26 protein-coding genes and 1 pseudogene are annotated in these 24,494 nt (G+C 64.8%); 14 read left to right on the top strand and 13 right to left on the bottom strand.

The annotated features are described in order from the left end of the window. On the top strand, positions 1-908 hold a 908-nt coding region (locus AC1DYX_RS02240), incomplete at its 5' end, for an alpha/beta hydrolase family protein (RefSeq protein WP_477255863.1). An 18-nt stretch (positions 909-926) separates the two neighbouring features. Here the strand turns inward: AC1DYX_RS02240 and AC1DYX_RS02245 are convergent. Next, entirely contained in the window at positions 927-1,409 is a 483-nt protein-coding gene (locus AC1DYX_RS02245) for a glutathione peroxidase (RefSeq protein WP_477255865.1), read from the bottom strand. Between the two features lie 60 nt (positions 1,410-1,469). Here AC1DYX_RS02245 and AC1DYX_RS02250 point away from each other — a divergent pair, with 60 nt between their 5' ends. After that, entirely contained in the window at positions 1,470-1,901 is a 432-nt protein-coding gene (locus AC1DYX_RS02250) for a hypothetical protein (protein WP_477255867.1), read from the top strand. Between the two features lie 6 nt (positions 1,902-1,907). Here AC1DYX_RS02250 and AC1DYX_RS02255 read toward each other — a convergent pair whose 3' ends face one another. Further along, positions 1,908-3,044 (bottom strand): PilT/PilU family type 4a pilus ATPase, encoded by a 1,137-nt coding sequence (locus AC1DYX_RS02255; RefSeq protein WP_477255869.1) that lies wholly within the window; start codon positions 3,042-3,044, stop codon positions 1,908-1,910. A 15-nt stretch (positions 3,045-3,059) separates the two neighbouring features. Next, on the bottom strand, positions 3,060-4,103 hold the full coding sequence (locus AC1DYX_RS02260) for a PilT/PilU family type 4a pilus ATPase (RefSeq protein WP_029756957.1): 1,044 nt from the start codon (positions 4,101-4,103) through the stop codon (positions 3,060-3,062). 194 nt (positions 4,104-4,297) lie between these two features. Between AC1DYX_RS02260 and AC1DYX_RS02265 the strand changes: the two genes are divergently transcribed. The 4 genes and pseudogenes from AC1DYX_RS02265 (at position 4,298) to AC1DYX_RS02280 (ending at position 7,371) form a co-directional block, all read left to right on the top strand. Next, positions 4,298-5,011, top strand: coding sequence for a YggS family pyridoxal phosphate-dependent enzyme (locus tag AC1DYX_RS02265; protein ID WP_477255872.1), 714 nt, complete (start codon positions 4,298-4,300; stop codon positions 5,009-5,011). A 16-nt stretch (positions 5,012-5,027) separates the two neighbouring features. Then, positions 5,028-5,858, top strand: a complete 831-nt coding sequence (gene proC, locus AC1DYX_RS02270; RefSeq protein WP_477255874.1) for a pyrroline-5-carboxylate reductase — start codon at positions 5,028-5,030, stop codon at positions 5,856-5,858. Between the two features lie 765 nt (positions 5,859-6,623). Then, positions 6,624-7,031, top strand: a pseudogene (locus tag AC1DYX_RS02275) (GGDEF domain-containing protein); the annotation flags it as partial. Between the two features lie 79 nt (positions 7,032-7,110). Then, entirely contained in the window at positions 7,111-7,371 is a 261-nt protein-coding gene (locus tag AC1DYX_RS02280) for a diguanylate cyclase domain-containing protein (RefSeq protein WP_477255876.1), read from the top strand. Positions 7,372-7,425: 54 nt separating this feature from the next. On the opposite strand, the gene AC1DYX_RS02285 is transcribed toward AC1DYX_RS02280, so the two are convergent. Then, the gene (locus AC1DYX_RS02285; protein WP_477255878.1) at positions 7,426-8,934 is read right to left on the bottom strand and encodes a DUF3943 domain-containing protein; all 1,509 of its coding nucleotides are present in this window, start codon (positions 8,932-8,934) and stop codon (positions 7,426-7,428) included. Between the two features lie 277 nt (positions 8,935-9,211). Between AC1DYX_RS02285 and AC1DYX_RS02290 the strand changes: the two genes are divergently transcribed. Next, the gene (locus tag AC1DYX_RS02290) at positions 9,212-9,439 is read left to right on the top strand and encodes a hypothetical protein (RefSeq protein WP_477255880.1); all 228 of its coding nucleotides are present in this window, start codon (positions 9,212-9,214) and stop codon (positions 9,437-9,439) included. A gap of 68 nt (positions 9,440-9,507) precedes the next feature. Continuing rightward, complete coding sequence (locus AC1DYX_RS02295) at positions 9,508-10,149, top strand: hypothetical protein (RefSeq protein WP_477255882.1); 642 nt, start codon at positions 9,508-9,510, stop codon at positions 10,147-10,149. Between the two features lie 44 nt (positions 10,150-10,193). Here AC1DYX_RS02295 and AC1DYX_RS02300 read toward each other — a convergent pair whose 3' ends face one another. From AC1DYX_RS02300 to ubiA, 6 genes are all read right to left on the bottom strand, one after another. Beyond that, positions 10,194-11,207, bottom strand: coding sequence for a hypothetical protein (locus AC1DYX_RS02300; RefSeq protein WP_477255884.1), 1,014 nt, complete (start codon positions 11,205-11,207; stop codon positions 10,194-10,196). Positions 11,208-11,241: 34 nt separating this feature from the next. Further along, a complete protein-coding gene (locus AC1DYX_RS02305; protein ID WP_477255886.1) occupies positions 11,242-14,154 on the bottom strand; it encodes a TIM-barrel domain-containing protein in 2,913 nt (970 codons plus the stop codon). A gap of 219 nt (positions 14,155-14,373) precedes the next feature. Continuing rightward, a complete protein-coding gene (locus AC1DYX_RS02310; protein ID WP_477255888.1) occupies positions 14,374-14,667 on the bottom strand; it encodes a hypothetical protein in 294 nt (97 codons plus the stop codon). Beyond that, complete coding sequence (locus AC1DYX_RS02315) at positions 14,660-15,076, bottom strand: phage holin family protein (protein WP_477255890.1); 417 nt, start codon at positions 15,074-15,076, stop codon at positions 14,660-14,662. Before AC1DYX_RS02315 ends, AC1DYX_RS02310 begins: the two co-directional genes overlap by 8 nt. 13 nt (positions 15,077-15,089) lie before the next feature. After that, positions 15,090-15,410 (bottom strand): ElaB/YgaM/YqjD family protein, encoded by a 321-nt coding sequence (locus tag AC1DYX_RS02320; protein ID WP_477255892.1) that lies wholly within the window; start codon positions 15,408-15,410, stop codon positions 15,090-15,092. Between the two features lie 35 nt (positions 15,411-15,445). Beyond that, complete coding sequence (gene ubiA, locus AC1DYX_RS02325) at positions 15,446-16,300, bottom strand: 4-hydroxybenzoate octaprenyltransferase (RefSeq protein WP_477255951.1); 855 nt, start codon at positions 16,298-16,300, stop codon at positions 15,446-15,448. Between the two features lie 431 nt (positions 16,301-16,731). On the opposite strand from ubiA, the gene AC1DYX_RS02330 reads away from it, so the two are divergent. After that, on the top strand, positions 16,732-17,265 hold the full coding sequence (locus AC1DYX_RS02330) for a hypothetical protein (RefSeq protein WP_477255894.1): 534 nt from the start codon (positions 16,732-16,734) through the stop codon (positions 17,263-17,265). Here the strand turns inward: AC1DYX_RS02330 and AC1DYX_RS02335 are convergent. Next, complete coding sequence (locus AC1DYX_RS02335) at positions 17,243-18,184, bottom strand: hydrogen peroxide-inducible genes activator (protein WP_477255896.1); 942 nt, start codon at positions 18,182-18,184, stop codon at positions 17,243-17,245. The two genes, AC1DYX_RS02330 and AC1DYX_RS02335, sit on opposite strands and share 23 nt — an antisense overlap. Positions 18,185-18,327: 143 nt before the next feature. Between AC1DYX_RS02335 and AC1DYX_RS02340 the strand changes: the two genes are divergently transcribed. The 3 genes from AC1DYX_RS02340 to AC1DYX_RS02350 all read left to right on the top strand — a co-directional run bounded on the left by AC1DYX_RS02340 (position 18,328) and on the right by AC1DYX_RS02350 (position 20,450). Next, positions 18,328-19,518 carry a PilT/PilU family type 4a pilus ATPase gene (locus tag AC1DYX_RS02340; protein WP_477255898.1) on the top strand — a complete coding sequence of 397 codons (1,191 nt, stop codon included), beginning with the start codon at positions 18,328-18,330 and terminating at the stop codon, positions 19,516-19,518. Between the two features lie 10 nt (positions 19,519-19,528). Then, complete coding sequence (rfaE2, locus tag AC1DYX_RS02345) at positions 19,529-20,011, top strand: D-glycero-beta-D-manno-heptose 1-phosphate adenylyltransferase (protein ID WP_029756977.1); 483 nt, start codon at positions 19,529-19,531, stop codon at positions 20,009-20,011. Between the two features lie 94 nt (positions 20,012-20,105). Further along, positions 20,106-20,450, top strand: a complete 345-nt coding sequence (locus tag AC1DYX_RS02350; RefSeq protein WP_477255901.1) for a hypothetical protein — start codon at positions 20,106-20,108, stop codon at positions 20,448-20,450. A 21-nt stretch (positions 20,451-20,471) separates the two neighbouring features. Here the strand turns inward: AC1DYX_RS02350 and trmL are convergent, their stop codons facing one another. Both trmL and AC1DYX_RS02360 read right to left on the bottom strand, forming a co-directional pair. Further along, positions 20,472-20,942, bottom strand: coding sequence for a tRNA (uridine(34)/cytosine(34)/5-carboxymethylaminomethyluridine(34)-2'-O)-methyltransferase TrmL (gene trmL / locus AC1DYX_RS02355; RefSeq protein ID WP_477255903.1), 471 nt, complete (start codon positions 20,940-20,942; stop codon positions 20,472-20,474). Between the two features lie 25 nt (positions 20,943-20,967). Continuing rightward, complete coding sequence (locus AC1DYX_RS02360; RefSeq protein ID WP_477255953.1) at positions 20,968-21,717, bottom strand: ComF family protein; 750 nt, start codon at positions 21,715-21,717, stop codon at positions 20,968-20,970. An 88-nt stretch (positions 21,718-21,805) separates the two neighbouring features. Between AC1DYX_RS02360 and AC1DYX_RS02365 the strand changes: the two genes are divergently transcribed. Next, positions 21,806-22,717 (top strand): methyltransferase domain-containing protein, encoded by a 912-nt coding sequence (locus AC1DYX_RS02365; protein ID WP_477255905.1) that lies wholly within the window; start codon positions 21,806-21,808, stop codon positions 22,715-22,717. Between the two features lie 433 nt (positions 22,718-23,150). Continuing rightward, positions 23,151-24,344 carry a cytochrome c oxidase subunit II gene (coxB, locus tag AC1DYX_RS02370; protein ID WP_477255907.1) on the top strand — a complete coding sequence of 398 codons (1,194 nt, stop codon included), beginning with the start codon at positions 23,151-23,153 and terminating at the stop codon, positions 24,342-24,344. The last annotated feature ends 150 nt before the right edge of the window (positions 24,345-24,494 follow it).

Raw genomic sequence — 24,494 nt, forward strand, 5'->3', positions numbered from 1 at the left:
AGCTGGTGCTCGGCCAGGCCGCCGCCGCCCGCTTCACCTTGCAGCGCGACGGCGCACCGGACGTGCGCTACGTCGTTTCCCGGCCGGCGCACAAGGCGCCGCTCGTGCTGTTCGTGCAGGGCTCGGGCTGCATGCCGCCGTTCGTCGGCATGGGCACGCCGAGCCCGTATTCGACCGTCTTCAATGTCATCCCGCTGGCGCAGCAGGGCAATTACGCCGTGATGGTCGTCGACAAGCCCAACCAGCCGGACGCGCCGCCGCAAGCGCCGCCGGGCGTGATGACGGGATGCCCGGCCGCGTTCAATGCCAGCTTTTCGTATGACAGCTGGCTGGACGCACTGCGCACCGCGCTGCGCCATGCGCTGGCCCTGCCGTGGGTGGACCGTAGCCGCGTGCTCGTCTTCGGCGTATCGGAAGGCGCGGTGATGGCGGCAGGTCTCGCCCGCGCGGTGCCCGAGGTGACGCATGTGGCGCTGATCGGCGGTACGGGCACGAGCCAGCTGTTCGACTTCATCGCCAACGTCCAGCGCGGCGCCGGCAGCGACGAGGACAAGCTGGCCGCGCTGCGCGAGATCGATGCGACGGTCGACGCCATCCGCGCCGATCCGCGCAGCACCGACAAATTCGCGTGGGGCCACACGTATCTGCGCTGGAGCTCCTTCTTCGCGCAGGCGCCGGGGGAGGACCTGGCGCAGTCGAAGGCGCGCGTCTACCTGGCCAGCGGCATGAAGGACGACAACGTGCCGATCCTGTCGACCGAGGTCGCGTATGCGCGCCTGCGCGCGCTCGGGCACGACGTCACGTTCCGGCGCGTGCCGCACGCCGGCCATGGGCTCGTGCCGCAAGGAGGTACGATGCTGGACGTGCAGAAGGACTACGACGCCATCATGGCGTGGTTCGCGCGCTGACGGGACAGCGCTGGCGCGTTACTGCGCCAGTGCCTTCTCGATGTCGGCCGCGATGTCTTCCGGCTTGGTCTGCGGCGCGTAGCGATGCAGCACCTGGCCGTCGCGGCCGACGAGGAACTTGGTGAAGTTCCACTTGATGCCCTCGGTGCCCAGCACGCCCGGCGCCGCGTTCTTCAGGTGCTTGAACAAAGGATGCGCGGCGTCGCCGTTGACGTCGATCCTGGCGAACATCGGGAACGTGACGCCGTAGTTCTTTTCGCAGAACGCGCCGATCTCGTCCTCGCTGCCAGGTTCCTGGCTGCCGAACTGGTTGCAGGGGAAGCCCAGCACTTCGAGGCCGCGCGGGTGCAGTTCGCGGTACAGGGTTTCCAGGCCCTGGTATTGCGGCGTGAAGCCGCATTTGCTGGCGGTGTTGACGATGAGGAGAACCTTGCCGCGGTACTGGCCGAGGTCGACCGGCGTGCCGGCGAGGGAGTTGGCCTGGAAGTCGAACACGTTCATGGTGGCTCCTGTATGCTTGCGTTGATCGAAAGGCAACAGTGTAAGGCAAAGGAGTGCAGGATGCAGGGAGACGTAAACATTCCGCTCGCCGTCGGTGCGCTGCTGAGCGCCATCGCCGCGTTGCTCCACCTGGGCATCATCGTCGGCGGGCCTGCGTGGTACCGCTTTTTCGGCGCGGGCGAACGCTTCGCGCGGGCGGCGGCGGAGGGCAGGTGGTATCCGACCGTCGTCACGCTGGGCATCGCCGCCGTGCTGTTCACCTGGTCGGCGTATGCGCTGGCGGGGGCGGGCGTGATCGCCGGGCTGCCGTTCCTGAAGGCGGCGCTGGTGGCCATCACGGCCGTCTACCTCGTACGGGGCGTGGCGTTCGCGCCGCTGGTGCGCGCGCGGGGCGGCAGGATCACACCGTTCGTCGTGTGGAGTTCGGCGATCTGTTTCGGGTACGGCGTCGTGCACCTGCTCGGGCTCGTGCAGCGCTGGGCCGCGCTGTGACGCTGATCAGACCAGCCCCAGCGTCTCGGTCCCCGCCGAAAGATCGCGGTTTTTCGCGTGCTTGCTGTTGAGCTTGATGTTGAGGCGCAGGTCGTTCACGGAGTCGGCATTGCGCAGCGCGTCTTCGTAGGTGATCTTGTCGGCCTCGTACAGGTCGAACAGGGCCTGGTCGAAGGTCTGCATGCCCAGCTCGCGCGACTTCTTCATGATCTCCTTGATCTCGTGGACCTCGCCCTTGAAGATCAGGTCCGAGATCAGCGGCGAGTTCAGCATGATCTCCATCGCCACCACGCGGCCCTTCGCTTCCTTCTTCGGAACGAGACGCTGCGAGATCAGGCCCTTCAGGTTCAGCGACAGGTCCATCAGGAGCTGCTGGCGGCGCTCTTCCGGGAAGAAGTTGATGATGCGGTCCAGTGCCTGGTTGGCGCTGTTCGCGTGCAAGGTCGCCAGGCACAAATGGCCCGTTTCGGCGAACGCGATCGCGTGCTCCATCGTCTCGCGGTCGCGGATTTCTCCGATCTGGATCACGTCCGGCGCCTGGCGCAGGGAGTTCTTCAGCGCGGCTTCGAAGCTGTCGGTGTCGACGCCGACCTCGCGCTGCGTGATCACGCAGTTCTTGTGCGGATGGACGAATTCGACCGGGTCCTCGATCGTGATGATGTGGCCGTAGCTGTTCTCGTTGCGGTAGCCGACCATCGCCGCGAGCGTCGTCGATTTGCCGGAGCCGGTCGCACCGACCATGATCGCGAGGCCGCGTTTGGTCATGATCACGTCTTTCAGCACTTCCGGCAGGTCGAGGTCTTCGAATTTCGGGATCGTCGTCGTGATCACGCGCAGCACCATGCCCACGGCACCCATCTGCATGAAGGCGGAGACGCGGAAGCGTCCCAGGTCGCCCGGGCTGATGGCGAAGTTGGCTTCCTTGGTCAACTCGAAGCCGGCGGCCTGCTTGTCGTTCATGATGGCGCGCGCCAGGTCCGCCGTGTGCGAGCCCGTCAGGGCCTGGCTGGACACGGGTGTCATGCGGCCGTCGATCTTCATCGCGGGCGGGAAGCCGGATGTGATGAACAGGTCGGAACCGCCCTTGCTGACCATCAGGCGCAGCAGGTCGAACATGAATTTGGAGGCCTGGTCGCGTTCCATCGTGAGTCTCGATCGTTATCCTGGGAAGTTCTCGGGGATCTTGGCGGCGGCGCGCGCGGCCGCGGACGAGATCACGTTGCGGCGCACGAGGTCCGTCAGGTTCTGGTCCAGCGTCTGCATGCCGACCGACGAACCGGTCTGGATCGAAGAATACATCTGCGCGATCTTCGCCTCGCGGATCAGGTTGCGGATCGCCGGCGTGCCGATCATGATCTCGTGCGCGGCCACGCGGCCGGAGCCGTCCTTGGTTTTCAGGAGGGTCTGCGAGACCACGGCCTGCAGCGATTCCGACAGCATCGCGCGCACCATCTCCTTTTCCTCGGCCGGGAACACGTCGACGATACGGTCGATGGTCTTCGCTGCCGACGACGTGTGCAGGGTGCCGAACACGAGGTGGCCCGTCTCGGCGGCGGACAGCGCGAGGCGGATCGTCTCCAGGTCGCGCAGCTCGCCGACGAGGATCGCGTCGGGATCTTCGCGCAGCGCCGAGCGCAGCGCGTTGTTGAAGGACAGCGTGTGCGGGCCCACTTCGCGCTGGTTGATCAGGCACTTCTTCGATTCGTGCACGAACTCGATCGGGTCCTCGATGGTGAGGATGTGGCCGTACTCGTTTTCGTTCAGGTGGTTGATCATCGCCGCCAGCGTGGTCGACTTGCCCGAGCCGGTGGGGCCGGTCACGAGCACGAGGCCGCGCGGCTTCAGGGCGAGATCGGCAAAGATCTTCGGCGCGTTCAGGTCTTCCAGCGACAGGATCTTCGACGGAATCGTCCGCATCACGGCCGCGGCGCCGCGTTCCTGGTTGTACGCGTTGACGCGGAAGCGCGCGAGGCCGGGAATCGCGAACGAGAAGTCGCACTCCAGCATCTCTTCGTACTGCTTGCGCTGGCCGTCGTTCATGATGTCATAGATCATGCCGTGCACGTCCTTGTGCTCCAGCGGCGGCAGGTTGATGCGGCGTACGTCGCCATGCACGCGGATCATCGGCGGCAGTCCGGCCGACAGGTGCAGGTCCGACGCCTTGTTCTTGACCGAGAAAGCGAGCAACTCAGAGATGTCCATTTATAATCCAGTGGTGGGGGCCTCGCAAACCTACTGCGCGTCGGATTTTCGTCCTGCGATGCTCCGCTTCGGCGGACCGGCCGTACCGTAAGTACGGCTGCGCTTCTCGAACGAAACTCCTTCCGCTCGCTACGGTTTTCGAGGCCCCTTTTGAGGTACTTAGAACTACAAAATATTTCCTAGAGAAAACCATTATGTCCACAATTGCCGGGAACTTGCAAGCTGTCGAAGCGACAATCCAGGCCGCTTGCGAGGCCGCAAACCGGCCCCGTTCCACGGTCCAGTTGCTGGCGGTCTCGAAGACGTTTCCCCCGGAAGCCGTACTGGAAGCGGTCGATGCCGGCCAGCGCGCGTTCGGCGAAAACTATCTGCAGGAAGGTGTCGACAAGATCGCCGCTGTGGCAAAAGCGCGACCCGCGCTTGCTGTGAATCTTGCGCTGGAATGGCATTTCATAGGACCAATCCAGAGCAACAAGACGCGCCAGATCGCCGCGCACTTCCAGTGGGTGCACACGGTCGAACGCCTGAAGATCGCGCAGCGCCTGTCGGAACAGCGCCCACCCGAACTGGGCCCGCTCGACATCTGCCTGCAAGTGAACATCAGCGGCGAAGCCACCAAAAGTGGCGTCAAGCCGGAGGAGCTGCCCGACCTGGCCAGGGCCGTCGTCCAGTTGCCGAACCTGCGCCTGCGCGGGCTGATGGCGATCCCGGAACCGCACGCCGACCCGGCCCTGCAGCGCGTCCCGTTCGCGCGCCTGCGCGCGCTCGCACAGGACATCGTCAGGAGCGGCATCCATCTCGACACGCTGTCGATGGGCATGTCCGTCGACCTGCAGCCGGCCGTGCTGGAAGGCGCGACCATCGTGCGCGTCGGCAGCGCCATCTTCGGCGCACGCCACTACGAATAAATCAACGAAGGACACCATGAAGATCAGTTTCATCGGCGGCGGCAACATGGCCACCGCCCTCATCGCCGGCCTGGCCGGCAAGGTCGCCCAACCCGCGGATATCCACGTCGTCGACCCGAACGCCGACGCGCTGGAGCGCCTGCGCACGCAATACGGCGTGACGACGTCGCCGGACATCGGCGCGGCGGTCGCCGCCAGCGACGTCATCGTGCTGGCCGTGAAGCCGCAGCAGATGCGGGACGTGACCGTTCATTTGAAAACTGAGCTGCAATCGCAACTCGCGAGCAAGCCGCTGCTGCTGTCGATCGCGGCGGGCATCCGCGGCGCGGACCTGTCGCGCTGGCTCGGCGGCTACGGCGCCATCGTGCGCACGATGCCGAACACGCCGGCGCTGATCGGGCAGGGCATCACGGGCATGGTGGCGATGGCCGGCGTCAGCGCCGCGCAGAAGGACGCCGCCGACAGCATCATGCGTGCCGTCGGCCAGACCGTGTGGCTGGACGAAGAAAGCCTGATCGACCCGGTGACGGCCGTCTCGGGCAGTGGTCCCGCGTACGTGTTTTACTTCCTCGAAGCGATGCAGCAGGCGGCGGCCGAGATGGGCCTGTCGGCCGAGCAGGGCAAGGCGCTCGCGCTGGCCACGTTCACGGGCGCGGCCCAGCTGGCGGCGCAGTCGGACGAACCGGTCGAGGTGCTGCGCCAGCGTGTGACGTCGAAAGGCGGCACGACCCATGCGGCCATCACGAGCATGGAGGCGGCGGGCGTCAAGCAGGCGATCGTCGAGGCGATGAAGGCGGCGGCTGCGCGCGGGCGTGAGCTGGGTGAGGAGATGGGCAGGGACGCCTGAGGTTCGGTGTTCATCTGCGGGCCGGTTTGGCACAGCCGACAACTTGTCTGCAACAGTGTGGAGAGTTCGGCATCGCCGCAATTGCCACTAAATTTCACTGGGGATATACTGGCTGACTGGAAATTTCTTTAATACAATTTTTAGTCTTCCCCGGCAATGATGATGATGACCAACGAGCAATCCCTGCGGAGCGCGCTGAAGCGGTTCCGCAACGGCTTCGTCGTGCTTCTCGCGGTGACGATCATGTCCCTGGTGTGGCAGCACTTCGGCATGGAACGCGTGGTCGAATTCAATGGCAGCAACCTGATCGAGGCCACGGCTGGGGATGACCGTGAGGGCAACGGCGCATCGGTTGCCCGCCTCCACCATGATGGCTCGGCCTTGCGCTTGTCCTGCAACCTGTTCAAGCAGGCCACATGGCCGTATTGCCGCCTGCGCCTGTCCCTCGGTAAGGACATGCGCGGGATGGATCTCACCCGTTTCGACAACATGTCGCTCGATCTGGCATATGCCGGGCCGAGTCCGCACCTGCTCCGCCTGTACCTGATCGATTTCGAAAAGGGCTTGTCGCAGCCATCCGATTTTTTGACCAACAAATTCAATGAGTTGCAGGTGCTCACGGTGCCGGAACACGGGACGCTCAGTTTTCCCCTGAACCTGTTCTATACCTCGCCCTGGTGGAAGGACAAATATGTGCCGCCGCTCGAGAAGACGGGCGTCCGCTATGACAACGTGATCGCCGTCGACCTTATGACCGGTAGCGAAATGGTGGCCGGTTCGTATGAGATCACCGTGAAGACGCTGCGTTTGCACGGCAAATGGATCACGCTGACGCAACTGCTGACAGTGCTGGTGCTGTTGTGGATCGTCTGGCCGCTGACGGTCGCCATCCGGCTGCACAGCCAGCTCGATCACAGTAACGCGCAACTCAGGCGGGCGCGGGAATTGAACCGGGCGCTGCAGCTGGAGGCGTCGGAACTGGCCGGCCAGGCGCACGTCGATTCGCTGACGCGGGTATTGAACCGCGAAGGCCTGCGTGCCTTCCTGCTGAGTCCCCACGCCATGCGGCCCGGGCCGATGTCGATCATCTTTACCGATATCGATCATTTCAAGTGCATCAATGACACGCATGGCCATGCGGTCGGCGACACCGTGCTGAAGCATTTTGCGCAGATGATCGCGTCGACAATACGTTCTACGTTCTACGGACTGCGTGGTGCGCTGGGGCGGCGAAGAGTTCCTGATCGTTTGCATGAACACCACCGGGCAGCAGGCCGTGACCCTTGCGGAAAAACTGCGGGAACACATGGGCATGCAGGCATGGCCCGCCGGCCTGTCCGTCACCGCCTCGTTCGGCGTGGCGGAGCACCTGCCGGCGGAGGATATCGGCGCGGTCATCGAGCGCGCCGACGCCGGGCTGTATGCGGCCAAGCATGCCGGGCGTAATCGGGTGCACATGCATGGCCAGCAGACGGTGGCCGGCCAGTCTGATGTCGGGCAGGTCGAGGTGTGATGCCGGGGCGGTTCATCCGGAAGATGACCGGTTCCTGCGGATTCGGCAGGGAACTCACCACTTCACCGCCCCCGTCCCCTGCGACGGCTGGTAGCTGTAATAAAGCCCAACCGAGTCATATCGCTGCTGCGTTTCCAGTACGTTCGGGAACGAAAAGCGGCGGCGCGAGGTGAGGTACTTGAGCGTGAGCGCATGCGGGCCGTGCACCCTGTAGGTCACCGCGGCGTCGCCGCGCAGCACCCGGTCGGTACTGCCTGTTTCGGGGCTGGCGACCTTACCGTCGAAGTATGCGCGCGCGGCCAGGTCGAGGGACAGCCTGTCGCCGAGAATCAGCCGCAGGCCAAGCGTGCTCTGCGGCGCGAAACCGTAGTTGTATTGCCCGCCCGAGCTGGGGCGAACCGTCCCGGTCGAGGTATAGCCGACGCCGGCCGATACATGGCCCTGCAGCGCGAGCCGTTCGGCCAGCCACCATTGCACATTGCTGCCCAAGGACAGTCCGGTGCTCGCGATCCGGAACAGCTGCGGCGACAGGTAGTCATAACTGCCGTACAGCCCGGCGATGCCGCGGAGGTTGTGGCCGGGCGAGTACGGCGCACCGAACAACAGGCCGCGCGAGGTCAGGCTTTCGAGGCCATTTACGTTTGACACGCGGGCACTGAACAGGAAGTAGTCAAAAGGCTTGTGGTAGGTATAGCCCTCTTTGCCGGGCAAGCCATACTCGAGCGCGAAATCGGCGGCCACTTCCCTGCGCCTGGTCGCCAGCGAAGGTCCGACGTTACTGCTCGACGGGTTGCTGGCCCCCAGCTGCAGGCGCCCGAACGTGGCCGGCGTGGCGCCGGCCCACAGCGAGGCTGCGCGCCGGCTCATCCCGCGCTGGCGGTTATAGCCCAGTCCCGGCGACACCACTGCCGCACCGGTTTCGCGCAATAGCGGCTTCGATCCGTCGCCCCCGTCCAGCACCAGGCTCGCCATCCGGTACAGGGCTTCGCCGAGGAAGCTGCCGCCGAAGCTGGTCGTGATCTGGTCGTTGCGCGAAGGCGGCGTCGTCTCGCCGGCGATTTCCCATACCGCGCTCCCGGCAAAGGCATAACCGAGCGATTCCCAGAACGTCAGCCCGTTGCTGCGCGCGAGATTGAAGTAGACCGAACCCTGGTACGGGTGGCCCAGCTGGTTGACTTCGAAGGGGTCGCGGTCTTCCACCCAACTGCTGTGCAGGTTGCGGCGGATCGAACCCATGCTGACGCGATAGTCGTCCGGCGTCACGAAGGCGTGGTCGATGCGGTTCAGTGCGACCTGGAAGCCGATAATTTCCAGCGCGGCCGCGCCATAGCTCTTGTAGAGGCGTGCATCTTCCTTGAGCAGCGGCCCCGGTGGGGGCGGCGATGCGGCGGCTGGTTCACGCAGCGGGTCCGGGTCCTGAGTTGTTGCGGGCGCCGCCGTAGTGTCGACGGGCGGGCCGGCGGATGGGACGGGAGGTACGGCCTGGACAGCGCCTGCAGCCAGTGCCAGCAGCAGCGCCTGGACAGGCCGGCGCAGCCTGAATGTGTAGTTGGAAGCGTTCATTTCTATTCCAGGTCGAGTCGATGCGATCACGCACTCGTCGGACGTGGCTGCCGGCTATCCGGCAGGCCTCCCGGGACAGGTGTTGGTACGAATATAACGACCCGCAGGAAAAGTTGTCGCACAGAAGGCATTGTCCTCCCGTACATGCCATCAGTCCCAACGCCGGCCGGGCTGGGTGGGCTGATGAAGGCGATGCAGCAGCAGGGCGAATGAGGCCACAGGTCACGTGGCGTCCGAATGGTACGATAGCGCTTTACGCATAACCCCAGAGGAAGCCATGACCGTATTCGCCATGTCCGTATTCGACGCCACCGTCATCTACGAAGGCAAGGAATTGTTCAAGGGCCAGGGTGCCGCGCGCGGCTGGGCCGAGAAGCTGGCCAAGGAAATCGAAACCGATGTCACGGTCGAGAAAATCGGCACCGGCTGGGCGCTGCGCGCGCGGCTGGACGGCGTCGACTGCCGCTGGGGCATCCTCGGCCAGAGGCTCAAGCGGCTGGACTGAGCGGCTGCGCTGCCGGCGTCAGGATGGCATGACGGACCGGCCCTCAGCCTTGGTACAATGCCATCACCATGAACAAGACCATCCTCTCCCTCGTCCTTGGCGTGGCGTTGTCCGCATCGCTGTCCGCCTGCGACAGCAAGACCGCCGCCAACAAGAAGAACTTCGGCATCACGGTCACCCAGTACTTCGACAAGAAGGGCGACATGTGCCTGGACCCCGTGAAATGGCCGGTCGACGTCTATGAGACCGACATGCGCCAGCAGAAGCTGTTCCCGGACGGCGTCGCCGGCCAGATGGCGGCGCTGGAAGCGGTGGGCCTGGCCAAAGGCGAAGACGTGGAATTGCCCGGCACCTTTGTCGACGGCAAGCCGAACGGATTGAAGGTGAAGGTCAGGCGCTACACGATGACCGACGCCGCGAAGCCCTACCTGCGCGCGAACGCGARACAGCAGCAGCGCATGTGCTGGGGGCGCAAGTTGCTGGACAAGATCGTGCGCTGGGCGGATCCGTCCAGGGTGGACGACCACGAGGAATCCGCCGTGATCTACACGTACAAGCTGTCGAACGTGGCCGACTGGGCCAGAAAGCCCCGGGTCAAGGAGGCGTTCCCCGTCCTCGGGCGGACCGTCGACGGGGAGCACACGCAGAAGGAAAAGCTGTACGTCAAGTTGACGCCGCAGGGGTGGGAAGCGTTCGGCCTGAACGATTAAGAGCGTATCCCGGTTCGCGCCTACCGAGACAGGCTCTATGGCCGTCAGGGGGATGGGGCGCTCAGCCGGAATGCAAGATCCCTGTCGCGGTCGACGTCGAGCCAGCCGTCCTTGAACACCAGCTCCGCCACCTGGATCACCGTGCGCTGGTTCCAGCGCGCGTCCGTGGCCGCTTCCGCCTCGTTCACCTGGTGGACGAAGTAGTAGATGAACGCGCGGTCGCCGTCGACGACGACGTCCGCGTGCTGGCCCTTGGCCCGGTCGGTTGCCGCGTGGCCCGGTTCAGCGAGGATGTAGCCGGGCTGCTCCGTCCAGCTGCGCGCATCGTCGGACCGCAGCACCATCAGGCCTTTCCACACGTCGACGACCATCCAGTAATACCCCTTGAAGCGGAATACCTTCGGTCCCTCGCCCTTGGTGGGATTCACCGGCTGGTCGCTGACCTTCTTCCACGTGCGCAGATCCTGGCTGTCGGCGGCCAGGATCCGGCTGCCGGCGCGTTCGTCCTTGAACCACATGCGATAGCCCTGTCCGACCTTGACGACCGTCGGGTCGATCACGCGGCCGGTGTCCAGGTTCACGGTGCCCTCGCACTTCCACTTGGAGAGGTCGGTGCTGGTCAGGTGCTCGATGCGCCCATCCGCCCCCGGGGTGCCCCAGCGGTGGAAGATGCCCGGCACGATGGTGAGCCACATGTGGTAGACGCCGTTTTCAAAGTATATTTCGGGCGCCCACAGCGTCACGTCCGTGCACGCCTTCGGGAACGCCGCCGTGCCCTGGTAGCGCCATTGCACACCGTCCGGGGACGTGGCAATGCCGATGGCCGTGCCGTGCACCCATTCGACGTCCTTTGGATCGGGCAACTTCATCGTCGCCCGGCGATTGGTGTAGAACATTTTCCACAGTTTGGCGGCGCGGTCGTACACGATGGACACGTCCGCCGCGCCGTCGAACACGGGGTCGCGGTACAGCGGCTTGGGCGCGATGTCGGCGGCGCTGGCCCAGCCTGACAGGGCCAGCGGTACCGCAACGGCAAGGGTGGCGAGGAAGGTCTTCACACAATCTCCAGGTTGCGCCGTCATTGATGGATGCTCAGAATTTCACCGATACCGGCTTGCCCGCATACGTGACCGATTTCGTCGCGTCGGCCGGTTCGATCGCGGTTGCATTCGCCTGGCCGACGACGACGACATTCAGCTTGCGCGCCTTGACCAGGCCCTTGAACGTGCCTTTGCGGGCACCGATGGACAGGGTCCTGGCGGCGTCGTTCCAGACCAGGTCGTAGGTGGCGTACCGTCCCTTTTCGTAGTCGTAGGTTTCGTTGTCATCCTCATAGACCGTGAACTTGCCGTCGGCGCCCGGATAGATGCGGATCTCGTAAGGCGCATCCGGCCGCTCGGTGGCGTACTGGAGCACCGGTCCCATCGGCACGATGGCGCCGGCACGCACGTACAGCGGGAAGATGTCGAGCGGCACGTCCCTGGCGACGGTCGTGCCGCCCTGGAAGCGCTCGTGCGTCCAGAAGTCGTACCAGTCGGAGCCGGCAGGCAGATAGGTTTGCATGGTCGTGTCCGGTTTGCCGGACGACTGCGCCTGGGCCGCCAGTTGCGACGGGGTGCGCCATGCCAGGCGCAGGCTGCGCTGCGACGTGGCATTGTAATACTCGAGGGTGACGGGTACGCTCTGGCCGCGCTTCAGGACGACCTTCGTGCCGGCGTAGCGCTTGCCGCCATTTTTCCAGTCTTCGACGGCAAGCTTGCCGTCGACGTACAGGCGGTACCCGTCGTCGCCTTCCGCGCCCAGCTCGTATTCGCCGTCTTCCGGCGCCACGACGGCGCCCGTCCACCGTGCGGAGAAGTTATCCAGGCTCTTCAGGCCGGCCGGCATGTCGGCCAGCGGTGGCGCGGGCCACACGAAGTCGATGGTGGCGTCGACGGTCTTGCCCTGCGGCGTCTCGAAGTTGCGGCCCTCGAAGTATTGTCCGGCCAGGCCGGGCTTGCCGTCGGGTGTGCGCAGGGCGGTCGCCGGGATGGTCGCGGGCGGCGGCGGCTGGAAGCGGTACATCTGGTGCGTGACCGGATGGACGAGGAAGGACGGGCCGAACTGGAAGGCGTCGTTGATGTCGCGCACGCGCGGATCGTCCGGGAAATCCATCGGCAGGGCGCGCATCAGCGTGTAGCCGTCACGGGTGACCTTTCCGGCCAGGCTGTAGGTATAGGGGAGCAGGCGGTAGCGCAGGCGCACGGCATCGTACAGCGCCTTGTACATCTCGGGGTCCGACTGCTTGAAGAGGTAGGGCTCGCGTTCGATGTCGGTGCCGTGGATGCGCATCAGGGGATTGAAGGCGGCGTATTGCAGCCAGCGGGCGTACAGCTCGCGATACGACGCATTCTTGTCGCCGCCGGGGAAATCGCCGCCGATGAAGAAGCCGGCCGTGTCCTGCGTCCAGTACGGGTTACCGGTGATGGTGACATTGACGCCGCCATTGATCTGTTCGAGCAGAGTCTGCCAGCTGGCCCGGGTGTCGCCCGACCAGGAGGCCGCCGCCGTCCTTTGCGCGCCGGCCCAGGCCGAGCGCGTCAGGGTGAAGACGCGCTGGTTGCTGGTGGCCCGTTGTCCCTCGTACGTGCCGAGCGTGGTCATCAGCGAGTACGGGTTGAGGTAGCGGGCGAAATCGCCCATGGCGTTCGAGCCGAGTCCTTTGATGTCGCGCTCGTTGTCGCCGGCGTTGTGCGCGGCCGTGCCGACTTCGACCTCGGTGCCGTCCATCCACAGCGCGTCCACGCCGACGTCGAGCAGGCCCTTCTTGACGTGCTTGAAGTAGATCTTCCGTCCCTCGGGGCTGTAGGCGTCGTAGATGCGCGCCTTTTTCGAAATCCAGTGCAGCGGCTCGAAGCGCAGCTTGTGCTCGTCGAGCTCGTGCGCCAGCGCGGTGTCGTTGCCGATCGACGGCCAGATCGACACCATGAGCTTGAGGTGCAGGTCGTGGATGGCCTTCGTCATGCCCTTCGGATCGGGGAACCGCTCCTTGTTCCACGTCATGCCGCTCCAGGTGCCGTCCTGGTCGCTGCCCCAGTATTGCCAGTCCTGCACGATGTAGTCGAGCGGGAATTTCTCCTTGCGGAATGTGCGTGCCACCTCGACCAGGCGATCCTGCGTCTGGTAGCGTTCCTTGCTCATGAACAGGCCGAACGCCTGCTTCGGATACATCGGCGCCGCGCCGGTGAGGGAGCGGTAGTCGGCCACGACGTCGTCCAGCGTGGCGCCGGCCATGAAGTAGTAATCGACGCCGCCCGGCGCGCTTTCCGCCCACAGCGACGCGCCGTCGGCGTTATCCGTGAAGCGCATCTTCGAATACGTGTCCCACAGGATGCCGTAGCGTTCCGTCGACATCATGACGGGAATGATGATGCCGATATTCGTTTGCACCAGCAGCAGATCCTTGTTGCGGCGGTTGACGTCGCCTTCGCCCACGAAGCCGAACCCGTAGATGCCTTCGCCGGGCTTCAGGGTGAACGTGTTGGTCGCTTCATAGGTCGGCGCGCCGGCCAGCTCGATTTTCTTCAGGGACTGCGGCGCGCTGCGTTTTTCCTGCGTATAGACCTTGCCCTGCGCATCCTGGAACGTGATGGCCCCCGTCGACTTGTCGATGACGATGCGCAGCAGTTTGCTCTCGAGCGTGAGCGTGTCGGCGCCGTCGCGCGTCGTGAAGGCGACGGCCGCGGGCGGCTGCGTCACGACGATGCTCGGATGGCGCCAGAAGTTCTCGCCGAGGGTCGTGTTCACGCGTACCGTCGTCGGGCCGTAGAAGATCACGTTCTTGGTCACGCCGCCGACGCGGACCTGCACGCCGTGGGCGATCGGCGCATACGAGAAGGACGCCGTCGCGGCGGCGACCGGCAGCAGATGGCCGTTGGTGTCGAGCCCTGCAGGCGGCGCCGCATTCGCGCTCCCTGCCAGGGCGGTGAGCAATGCGAACGTGGTGAACGTGACTGGTTTTTCCATGGGTGCTAAGCTTAGGTGGGTGGGGGCACGGGTGTGCGGGCAGGCGAGACGTTAGCAGAATAAGTACATTCCCGATAATGCAAAATTTATTGCTATCGATACTGAAAACGATATCGCTCCCTTTGCACGGATGTGGTCACCCCGAATTCCCAGTGTCAGCCCTGGCGCCGGTCGATTGCTCGTGAGGGAGGGGACGCCCGCGCGACGCGGGCGGTGGAATCAGCGCCGCAACTGCGCCACGACGTCGAGCGCGCCGCGGACCATCTTGACCGCCGACAGCGCGGACGTGGCGAGACCGGCCAGGCGCTTGCGGCGCACGAGGGCCAGCCCCAGCACCGTGCCGGCCGCGCCCAGCACGAGCTTACGGTTGTCGGCGACGAAGCCCGCGACAGGGTGGCCGGCCAGCGCATTCGATGGGCGCAGCGCCTGCAGTTCGAAGGCGAGGCCCACGCGCTGTTCGGCGCAGCGTTCGATCAGTGCCGCGCGGCGCGCGGCGAGGCTGGATTCATTCATCGGCGCCTCCGGCGGGTTGGGCGACGTGGTGCGCCGCGCTTTGGGCCATTCCGTGGCGCAAGTAGTCGATGTCGTTGCGCAGTTCGGCAATCGTCGCGGACAGCAGCGGGGCCTGCGCGTTCATGCTGGCCCGTACCTTCATGAGGATGATGCCGGCCAGTGCGCCGAACAGGACGGCCATGCCGCCCACGGCCTGCAGGCGGTAGCTGTCCCAGAAGATGGCGATGACGAACAGCGCCGCCAGGAGGAGGGCGCCGGCCGCCAGGAACACGGCCAGCAGGGTCCACGCGAGGTGGCCCAGCAGGCGGCGTGCGTCTTCCTGGAATTCGACGGCGGCCAGTTCCAGGCGCGTGCCCGCCATTGCGACGATCGTCGTTATGATCCTGCCCCCGGCCGCTAAAATGGACATCAAAATGCGCCCATTATTTACGGGCGATCAGCATGCCGATCACGACACCGACGGCGGTGCCCAGGCCGACGGCCTTCCACGGGTTTTCCTTGACGTATTCATCGGTGGCCTTGGCGGCGACCTTGGCCTTTTCGACCGCGACTTCTTCCAGGCGGACGATGTCTTCCTTGGCCTTCACCAGGGTACGCTCGAACTTGGYCCGGGCGGCCTTGAATTCCTCGCCGGTCAGGTGGCCGCTGTGGCGCAGCCAGGCTTCCGCATCCTGGATCACGGTCTTCAGGTCGGACAGGAGCTGGTCGCGTGCGCCGGTCTGGGTCGGGATTTTTTCCATCATGGTCTACCTCTATGTTGATTGTGTTACGGACAATGTTATCGTAATGCATAGTCGAGCGCGACGCCAGCGAACACTGCCGCACCCAGCCAGTTATTGTGATTGAACGCGTGGAAGCACTTCATGCGGTCGCGGCCGCGGATCAGCGTGTAGTGGTAGACGGCCATCCCGGCCGCGACTGCGATACCCGCCACGAACCACCCGCGCAGGCCCAGCATCCAGCCGCAGGCGAGGTCGATGGCGAGCGCCGCCGCATAGCACACCATGATCGCGGCCACGTCGTAGCGGCCGAACGTGATGGCGGACGTGCGGATGCCGATCTTGAGGTCGTCGTCGCGGTCGACCATCGCGTACTCCGTGTCGTAGGCCACCGACCAGAACACGTTCGCGAGCAGCAGCCACCACGCCACGGCGGGCACGTGGCCCTGCACGGCCGCGAAGGCCATCGGGATGCCGAAGCCGAACGCGATGCCGAGATAGGCCTGCGGGATCGCGAAGAAGCGCTTGAAATACGGGTAGCTGCCGGCCACGATCACGGCGACGACAGAGAGCTGCTTCGTCAGCGCGTTCAGCGGCAGGATCAGCAGGAACGAGACGATCGCTAGCACGGCCGCCACCATCAGCGCTTCCCAGGCCTTGATGCGGCCGCTGGTCAGCGGGCGGTCGACGGTGCGCTTGACGTGGCGGTCGAAATCGCGGTCCGCATAGTCATTGATCGCGCAGCCGCTTGATCGCATCAGGGCGGTGCCGATGATGAAGATGGCGAGGATCTGCGGATCCGGATGCCCGCCCGATGCCATCCACAGCGCCCACAGCGTGGGCCACAACAGCAGCAGGATGCCGATCGGCTTGTGGGCCCGGACCAGGCGGAAATAAAGCGCCAGCTTGTTCATGTTCGTGTTGGATTGAATGACAGCAGGGTCAGGATTGTAGCCTGTCGGGGCGCGCCCGGCAGTACGGCGCAGATCGACGGAACCGGACGTGCGCACGTCGACGATGGACAAGGCATGACTTGTGCGCGCGTTCTACGATGCAGCTTTCGACTGAGGAGATCGACGCTAGTCGAACCAAATATGAGTCGACGCGTCTAATAATCGTGATCATGGAAAGCATAATGAGAATCGGGCTCGCCACCGGCGCCAACGCGGCGCAAACGGCGCTACCCGTGGCGAGCCAGGCGGTAACGCCGGGCACTGCCGCTGGCGCTGGGCCGGCGGGAGGCGGGGAAGTAACGCCTGTCAGGAACGAGTACGGTCGGCAGGACGGCTCGGGGCAGGAAGAGAACCGTGAGCACTTGTGCGCACCTTCTCGACAGCAGATTCGTATGCGGTTCGCAACTATGGTGATGCTGGCCGGCATCGGGTTCGGCGTTTGTACGCTCGCGCAGGCTTCCGGGCAGGCGGCGGCTGAATCAAGCGGCTGGACGGAGGCGCAGTCGCTGCGCGAACTCCCGGCCGGCATCCAGGCACTGCTGGGCGTGGGGCTCGGCGCGGACGGCATCGCCGACCGCGGGGAAGATTTCAACGAGGGCGACGTCCGTGCCGACAACATGCCGACCCGCCGCTTCGCGCTTGCGGTCGTGCATGGCGACGTCGCCATGGTGGCCGTGGAGCAGGGTGGGCGCGCCTATGCGGTGAACGCCGTCGAATTCAGGCAGGCGGGCGCAGTGTGGGACGCGGTCCGCTGCGCCCCGTTGAACGAATTGCCGCGCCGCGGCACCGAACTGGTCGATGCCTTCACGGGACGCCGTGCCGGCCATCCCGGATCGTGCCAAAGCTTCGGCGTGCATCCCCTGCAGCCGGCGCCGGCCGTGTTGTCGACGACGCCCGTCGCCGTCAGGCAGCGGCCTGGAGCGTGACCATTTCGACGCCGGGCAGCCCGCAGTCAGCCACGGCTTTTACGACGGCGTCGATGGCCGCGCGGCGCGTAAAACTCTTGCGCCACACGATCACGACGCGGCGCGACGGCGCCGGTTCCTTGAACGGCACGAAGGTGAGCATGCCGTTCGGGTCCTTCATGTCCGGCACGGACGCGCGCGGCAGCACGGTGAGGCCGATGCCGCTCGCGACCATGTGGCGGATCGTTTCCAGCGACGAGCCCTCGAACGTGCGCTGCATGCCATTGCCCGGCGCGGAGAAGCGCGCCATCTCCGGGCAGACTTCCAGCACCTGGTCGCGGAAGCAGTGGCCGGTGCCCAGCAGCAGCATCGTTTCGCTCTTGAGGTCCTCGGCCGAGATTTCCTTGCGGCTGGTCCACGGGTGGTTCTTCGGCATGGCGACGACGAACGGTTCGTCGTACAGCGGCTGCACGGCCATGCCATGTTCCGGCAGCGGCAGCGCCATGATGGCGGCATCCAGTTCGCCCTGGCGCAGCAGGTCGAGCAGCTTGACCGTGAAGTTTTCCTGCAGCACGAGCGGCATCTGCGGCACGTGCTCGATCAGGTTCTTCACGAGCGGCGGCAGCAGGTAGGGGCCCACCGTGTAGATGACGCCCAGGCGCAGCGGGCCGGACAGCGGATCCTTGTTCTGCTTGGCCAGTTCCTTGATGGCGGCCGTCTGTTCGAGCACGCGCTCGGCCTGGGCCACGATCTGCGCGCCCAGCGGCGTGACGGACACTTCCGAGCCGCCCCGTTCGAACAGCGTGACGCCGAGTTCGTCCTCGAGCTTCTTGATGGCGACGGACAATGTGGGCTGGGCGACGAAGCAGGCTTCGGCGGCGTGCCCGAAGTGGCGGGCGCGGGCGACGGCGACGATGTATTTCAGTTCGGTCAGTGTCATGGGATCGGAAACGTTATTTACCAGCCGTGTTCTCGGAGACACGTTTGCCTGCCTTTTACGCAGTCTGGCACTATTTTACCGGTAAAGCCATGGATATAATGGCCGGGCTGGCGATGTTGCCCTGCGTTAATAGGAAGACACTCATGTCGTCGAACTTCGGCCCGGCGGAAGCCCTGGCCTATATGCACAAGCTGCTCACCGTGATGCACCAGCAGGGCGGCTCCGACCTGTTCATCTCGGCCGACTTCCCGCCCAGCATGAAGCACCAGGGCGCGATGAAACCCCTGAGCAACCAGCGCCTGACGGGCGACATCACGCGCGCACTTGCCTTGTCGCTGATGAACGAGCGGCAGCGCGCCGAGTTCGAAGCGGAGATGGAGTGCAATTTCGCGATCTCCCTGCCGGGCGTGTGCCGCTTCCGCGTGAACGTGTTCGTGCAGCAGCAGAGCGTGAGCATGGTCGTGCGGACGATTGCCTCGGAAATCCCGAACTTCGAAAAACTCGACCTGCCCGAAGTGTTGAAAGACGTCGTGATGACGAAGCGGGGCCTCGTCCTCGTCGTCGGCGGCACGGGCTCCGGCAAGTCGACCACGCTGGCGGCGATGATCGATTACCGCAACAGCAATTCGGCCGGCCACATCATCACGGTCGAGGACCCCGTCGAATACGTCCACAAGAACAAGAGCTGCCTCATCACGCACCGCGAGGTCGGCGTCGACACGCTGTCGTGGCACAACGCGCTGAAGAACACGCTGCGCCAGGCGCCGGACGTGATCCTGATCGGTGAGATCCGCGACACGGAAACGATGGAACACGCGATCGCGTTCGCCGAAACGGGGCACCTGTGCCTGGGTACGCTGCACGCGAACAATGCGAACCAGACGATGGACCGTATCATCAACTTCTTCCCGGAAGAGCGGCGTAACCAGTTGCTGATGGACCTGTCGTCGAACCTGCGCGCGATCGTCTCGCAACGCCTGGTCCGGACGGAAGACGGCAAGGGCCGCAAGGCCGCCATCGAGATCCTGCTGAATACGCCGACCATCGGCGAGATGATCTTGAAGGGTAATTTCCATAGCATCAAGGAGATCATGCACAAGTCGCGCGAGCTGGGCATGTGCACGTTCGACCAGGCATTGTTCGAGCTCTACAACAAGGGCTATATCAGCTACGACGAAGCGATCCGCAACGCCGATTCCGCGAACGGCCTGCGCCTGCAGATCAAGCTGTCGGGAGAACGCAAGGCGCCGGGCGAGGGCGGCGGCGCGGCCAGGCCGGCCGAACTGTCCATGCTGATCGACGAACCGGAAGAGGAACCGCCGGCGGCAAGTTAAAATGCACGCCATGGCTACCTTCGAACAAAAACTCTGCACCCGCGCCACGCTGCCGCAACGCATCGCCGACCTGCCGAAACCCGTCGTGTTGACGAACGGCGTCTTCGACATCCTGCACCGCGGCCACGTGACCTACCTGGCCCAGGCCCGCGAACTGGGCGCGTCGCTCGTCGTCGCCGTCAACACGGACGCCTCCGTGAAGCGGCTGGGCAAGGGTGACGACCGTCCGTTGAACACGCTGGCCGACCGCATGGCCGTGCTGGCCGCGCTGGAATCCGTCAGCCTCGTCGTCGAATTCGACGAGGACACGGCGCTGGAAGTCGTCCAGGAAGCCCGCCCCGACATCTATGCCAAGGGCGGCGACTACATCATGAGCGAGATCCCGGAAGGCAAGGAAGTGATCGCCTACGGCGGCAAGGCCGTTGCCATCGATTTCGCGCACGACCGCTCGACGACGAAACTCGTCGCAAAAATCCGTCAGTTCGGCGGCTGACGCCCGTTATCAAAACGCTTCTGCTTGCCGCGAACGGCCGACTGGCCGTACGATCGAATCATGCGTATTTACGCGTGCCTTGCAGGAGGCGTTCATGAAAACCATGTTCGTGTTGTTGTTACCGCTCGCCGTCGCGTTGACGGCCTGCCAATCGGCGCAGATGCGCGCGCAGGAGCCGCCATCATCGCAGAGCGACGGCACAGCTGCCGCCGGCACGAGCGGCAGCGCGGGATCGGGCACCGCGTCCGGTTCTGGATCAGCATACGGCGGCGAGACGGCCGGCATCGACAAGTGGCAGGACATGTGTGCGCAGAGCCGGCGCATCATGAACGCGCCCACGCCCGAGGCACGGCAAGCCATGATGGAACAGGCCATGCCGGATATCTCGCCGGAGATGCGCGAGCGGCATCTGGAAATGATGCGGAAGGGTTGCCAGTGAGCGCGCGGCCGTGATGAGGTATCAGGTTCCGCCCGCGTAGCCGTTCTGGCGCCAGGCCTCGTAGACGACGACGGCCACCGTGTTCGACAGGTTCAGGCTGCGGTTGCCCGGCATCATCGGCAGGCGGATGCGCTGGGCCGGCGGGAACGATTCGCGCAAGACCGGGTCGAGGCCGCGCGATTCCGCGCCGAAGACGAACACGTCGCCCGGACGGAACGCCGCGTCCGAGAACGGCGACGAGCCGTGCGTCGTCATCGCGAACATGCGCGTGGGGTCCGGCTGCGTGTCGGCCAGGAACGCGTCCCAGTTCTTGTGCACCTTCATCGTGGCGTAATCGTGGTAGTCGAGGCCGGCGCGGCGCATCTTGGCATCGTCCAGCGGAAAGCCGAGCGGCTCGACCAGGTGCAGCTGCGCCCCCGTGTTCGCGCATAGGCGGATGACGTTGCCCGTGTTGGGCGGGATCTCGGGTTCGACCAGTACGACGTGAAACAAGATAACTCTCCTTGTGATGCTCTGATTACGGATGGGGCGGCGGGTGGGGTGGCGTACGTGCGAACACGAAATTCGTCACCCGCGCCGCGCCGAACCGTTTGAAGGTGGCGGCCAGTTCGCCCAGCGTGTGGCCGCTCGTCATGACGTCGTCGACGAGGCCGACGTGGCGTCCTTCGACGAGGTCCGGGTCAATCACGGCAAACGCGCCGCGCACGTTGCGCGCCCGCGCGCCCGGCGTCACGCCCGACTGGGCCAGCGTGTCGAGCGTGCGCTGCGCCAGCGCCGGATGACATGCTACCCCGAGCGCCGCCGCCAGCGGGCGCGCGATTTCCAGCGCCTGGTTGAAGCCGCGTTCGACGAGCCGGCCCGGCCCCAGCGGGACAGGGCACAGCAGGTCGGGCAGCAGCAGTGCCGGCCGGGCCAGCACGGCATCGCGGATCTGGCGCGCGAACCAGGGTGCGAGCGCGAGGCGGGCGCCGAATTTTAATTGAAGCACGAGTTGGTCGAGCGGAATCGCGTAATCGACAGCGGCGACCGTGGCGTCGAAGGCGGGCGGATCGCGCAGGCAGGTGCCGCAGATGCCCGGCCCGCCCGCAAGCTCGTGCAGCGGATTCGCGCACTGAGCGCAGCGTACGGGGCGCCTGCCCGCATAGGCTGCGCGGCACGCATCGCACACGACGTCGTCGCAGCCGCTCCCGCACAGGGCGCACAGCGAGGGCATCAGCACGCGCAGCAGTGCGCGCGGCCAGTGCCGCAACGATGGATAGGAAGGCATCATCGGATTCCAGGAATCGGTCCTCGCGCACGGTATCAAAAACCATCAGGTACACTCCCGCCATTATCCCATTCACCCGCAGTCGACCATGGTTTCACCCCAAGCCTCCTCCAAATTGAGCGCCCCGATCGATCCGGTCCGCGTGCGCCAGCTGTTCGCCGATCCCGCCCGGGTCGCCCCTTCCGGTTTCCTGCGGCGCGAGATTGCCAGCCGCATGTTCGACCGCCTCACGCTCGTCAAGACGGCGCCGCGCCAGGTGCTCGATGCCGGCTGCGGCACGGGTGTCGACATCGCCGAACTGCAGAAGCGCTATCCGGCCGCCCAGGTGCTGGGCCTGGATGCCGTGCCGGCCATGCTGGCCGCGGCGGACGCCACCACCCAGGCGCCCCGTTCATTCCTCAGCCGTTTGCTTCCGGCCAAGGCCGGCATCGATCTCGTTTGCGCCGACTTCGGCAACCTGCCGTTCGGGCCGAACTCGCTCGACCTCGTGTGGTCGAATCTCGCGCTGCACTGGCATCCCCAGCCCGACCGCGTGTTCGCCGAATGGCGCCGGGTGTTGCGCGTGGATGGCCTCCTGATGTTTTCAAATTTCGGTCCGGACACGTTCCGCGAACTGCGGGCGGCGTTCGCGGCGATGGACGAGACGCCTCACACGCTGCCGTTCGTCGACATGCACGACTTCGGCGATCAGCTCGTGGAAGCGGGGTTCACGACGCCCGTCATGGACATGGAGCAGATCACGGTCACATACGACACCGTCGACAAGCTGCTGGCCGACGTGCGCGCGTTCGGCGGCAATCCGCTGGCCACGCGCCGCCGCGGCCTCGTCGGACGGGCGGCGTGGCAGCGCATGTGCGATGCGCTGGAAGCGGGGCGCCGTGCCGACGGCAAGCTGGGGCTGACGTTCGAGATCATCTACGGCCACGCGTTCCGGCCGGCGCCGAAAGTCACGGCGGCAGGGGAGGCGATCATCCGTTTCCAGCCGCCAAAGCCGCGGTAAAGACAGGCGGGCTGTCCTGCAGCGTGCCGGTCGCCGGCATGCATGGTGTATACGATCGCGGTAATTTTCCTTGAATAAAAATTACCGCTTTCAGTATAATCAGAGTCACTTTTTTCGACTGGATCAAAAAAGCGCTAAAAATTTAAGCATAAAAGCGTAAAGTCGAGGGTTGGAGCATCACCCGGGGATATCGAGCAGTGTACTCGATGTCCCCCGCAAGCAAGGTTTCAAGTCATCGTTCAGCGAGGGTACCAGACGGTCCCCGGATGGACGGTGTCGAGTCCCGAAGCGTCCGCCGGCGCGACGGGAAGTGGTTGCGTTTAGTTTAAAAAGGATTTCGGAACGGAAGTTGTCTTCCGTGGCCTTCCTCCGGGTTGTTTGGAGGATTGCTTCCGTTCAAGAAATTTCTCTTCTAAAGGTGGTTGGGGACAACATGACATATGCAAAACGATTCAAAGCGTTGATGCTCGGTCTCGCGGTAGCGGCCAGCATCCCGGCGATGGCGGCGCAAGAGCCCGTCGTTACCGGTCGTCCGGTGGAACATCAGCTGAACCTGCAGGAGCCCGTCACGGGCATCGCGGCCTATATTTACAGCCTGCACAACTGGATGATGCTGATCTGCCTGATCATCTTCGTCGGCGTGTTCGGCGTCATGTTTTATTCGGTGTTCAAGCACCGCAAGTCCCGCGGCCACAAACCGGCCACCTTCCACGAATCCACCACGGTCGAGATCGCCTGGACCGTCATCCCGTTCCTGATCGTCATCGGCATGGCCCTGCCGGCCACGCACGCCGTCGTGCAGATGAAGGACACGTCGAATCCCGATCTGACCATCAAGGTCACGGGCATGCAGTGGAAATGGGGCTATGACTACCTGAAGGGCGAGGGCGAAGGCATCTCGTTCCTGTCGAACCTCGCCACGCCGCGCACGCAGGTGGGCGAGCCGGGCGTCGCCCCGACCGAGAAGCGCACCGAAAACTATCTGCTCGAGGTCGACAATCCCGTCGTCGTCCCGGTCGGCAAGAAGGTCCGCCTCGTGCTGACCGCCAACGACGTGATCCACTCGTGGACCATCCCGGCCTTCGCCGTCAAGCAGGATGCCATCCCGGGCTTCGTGCGCGACGCGTGGTTCAAGGCAGAGCAGATCGGCACCTACCGCGGCAACTGCGTCGAACTGTGCGGCAAGGAACACGCCTTCATGCCGATCGTCGTGAAGGTCGTGTCAAACGAGGACTACACCGCGTGGGTCAACGGCGAGAAGAAACGCATGGCCGCGCTGGCCGACGACCCGAACAAGGTCTGGACCATCGACGAGCTCAAGACGAAGGGCGAGAAAGTCTATGCGTCCAACTGCGTGGCCTGCCACCAGGCCAATGGCCAGGGCGTGCCGGGCGCCTTCGCTCCGCTGGTCGGTTCGCCGGTCGTGCTGGGTCACAAGGCCGAACAGATCGCCGTGCTGCTGAATGGCAAACACAGCGGCAAGTATCCGTCGGCGATGCCGTCGTGGAAGCAGCTGTCGGATTCCGAGATCGCTTCCGTCATCACCTATACCCGCAACAACTGGACCAACAAGGCCGACGAGAACATCGTCCAGCCTTCGGAGGTCATGGCTGACCGCGGCAAATAAGGCTAGACAAGCAACATGTGGGGACCTCGAAAAACCGTCGCGAGCATCGCAGGCCGAATCTGCAACGCGCAGTAGGTTTTTCGACGTCCTCAAGCGTTTGGATTACTGGGACCGGACCGTCCGCGTCACCGCACCCACGGCCTTGCTGTC

The organism is Massilia sp. P2_C2 (assembly GCF_056404615.1).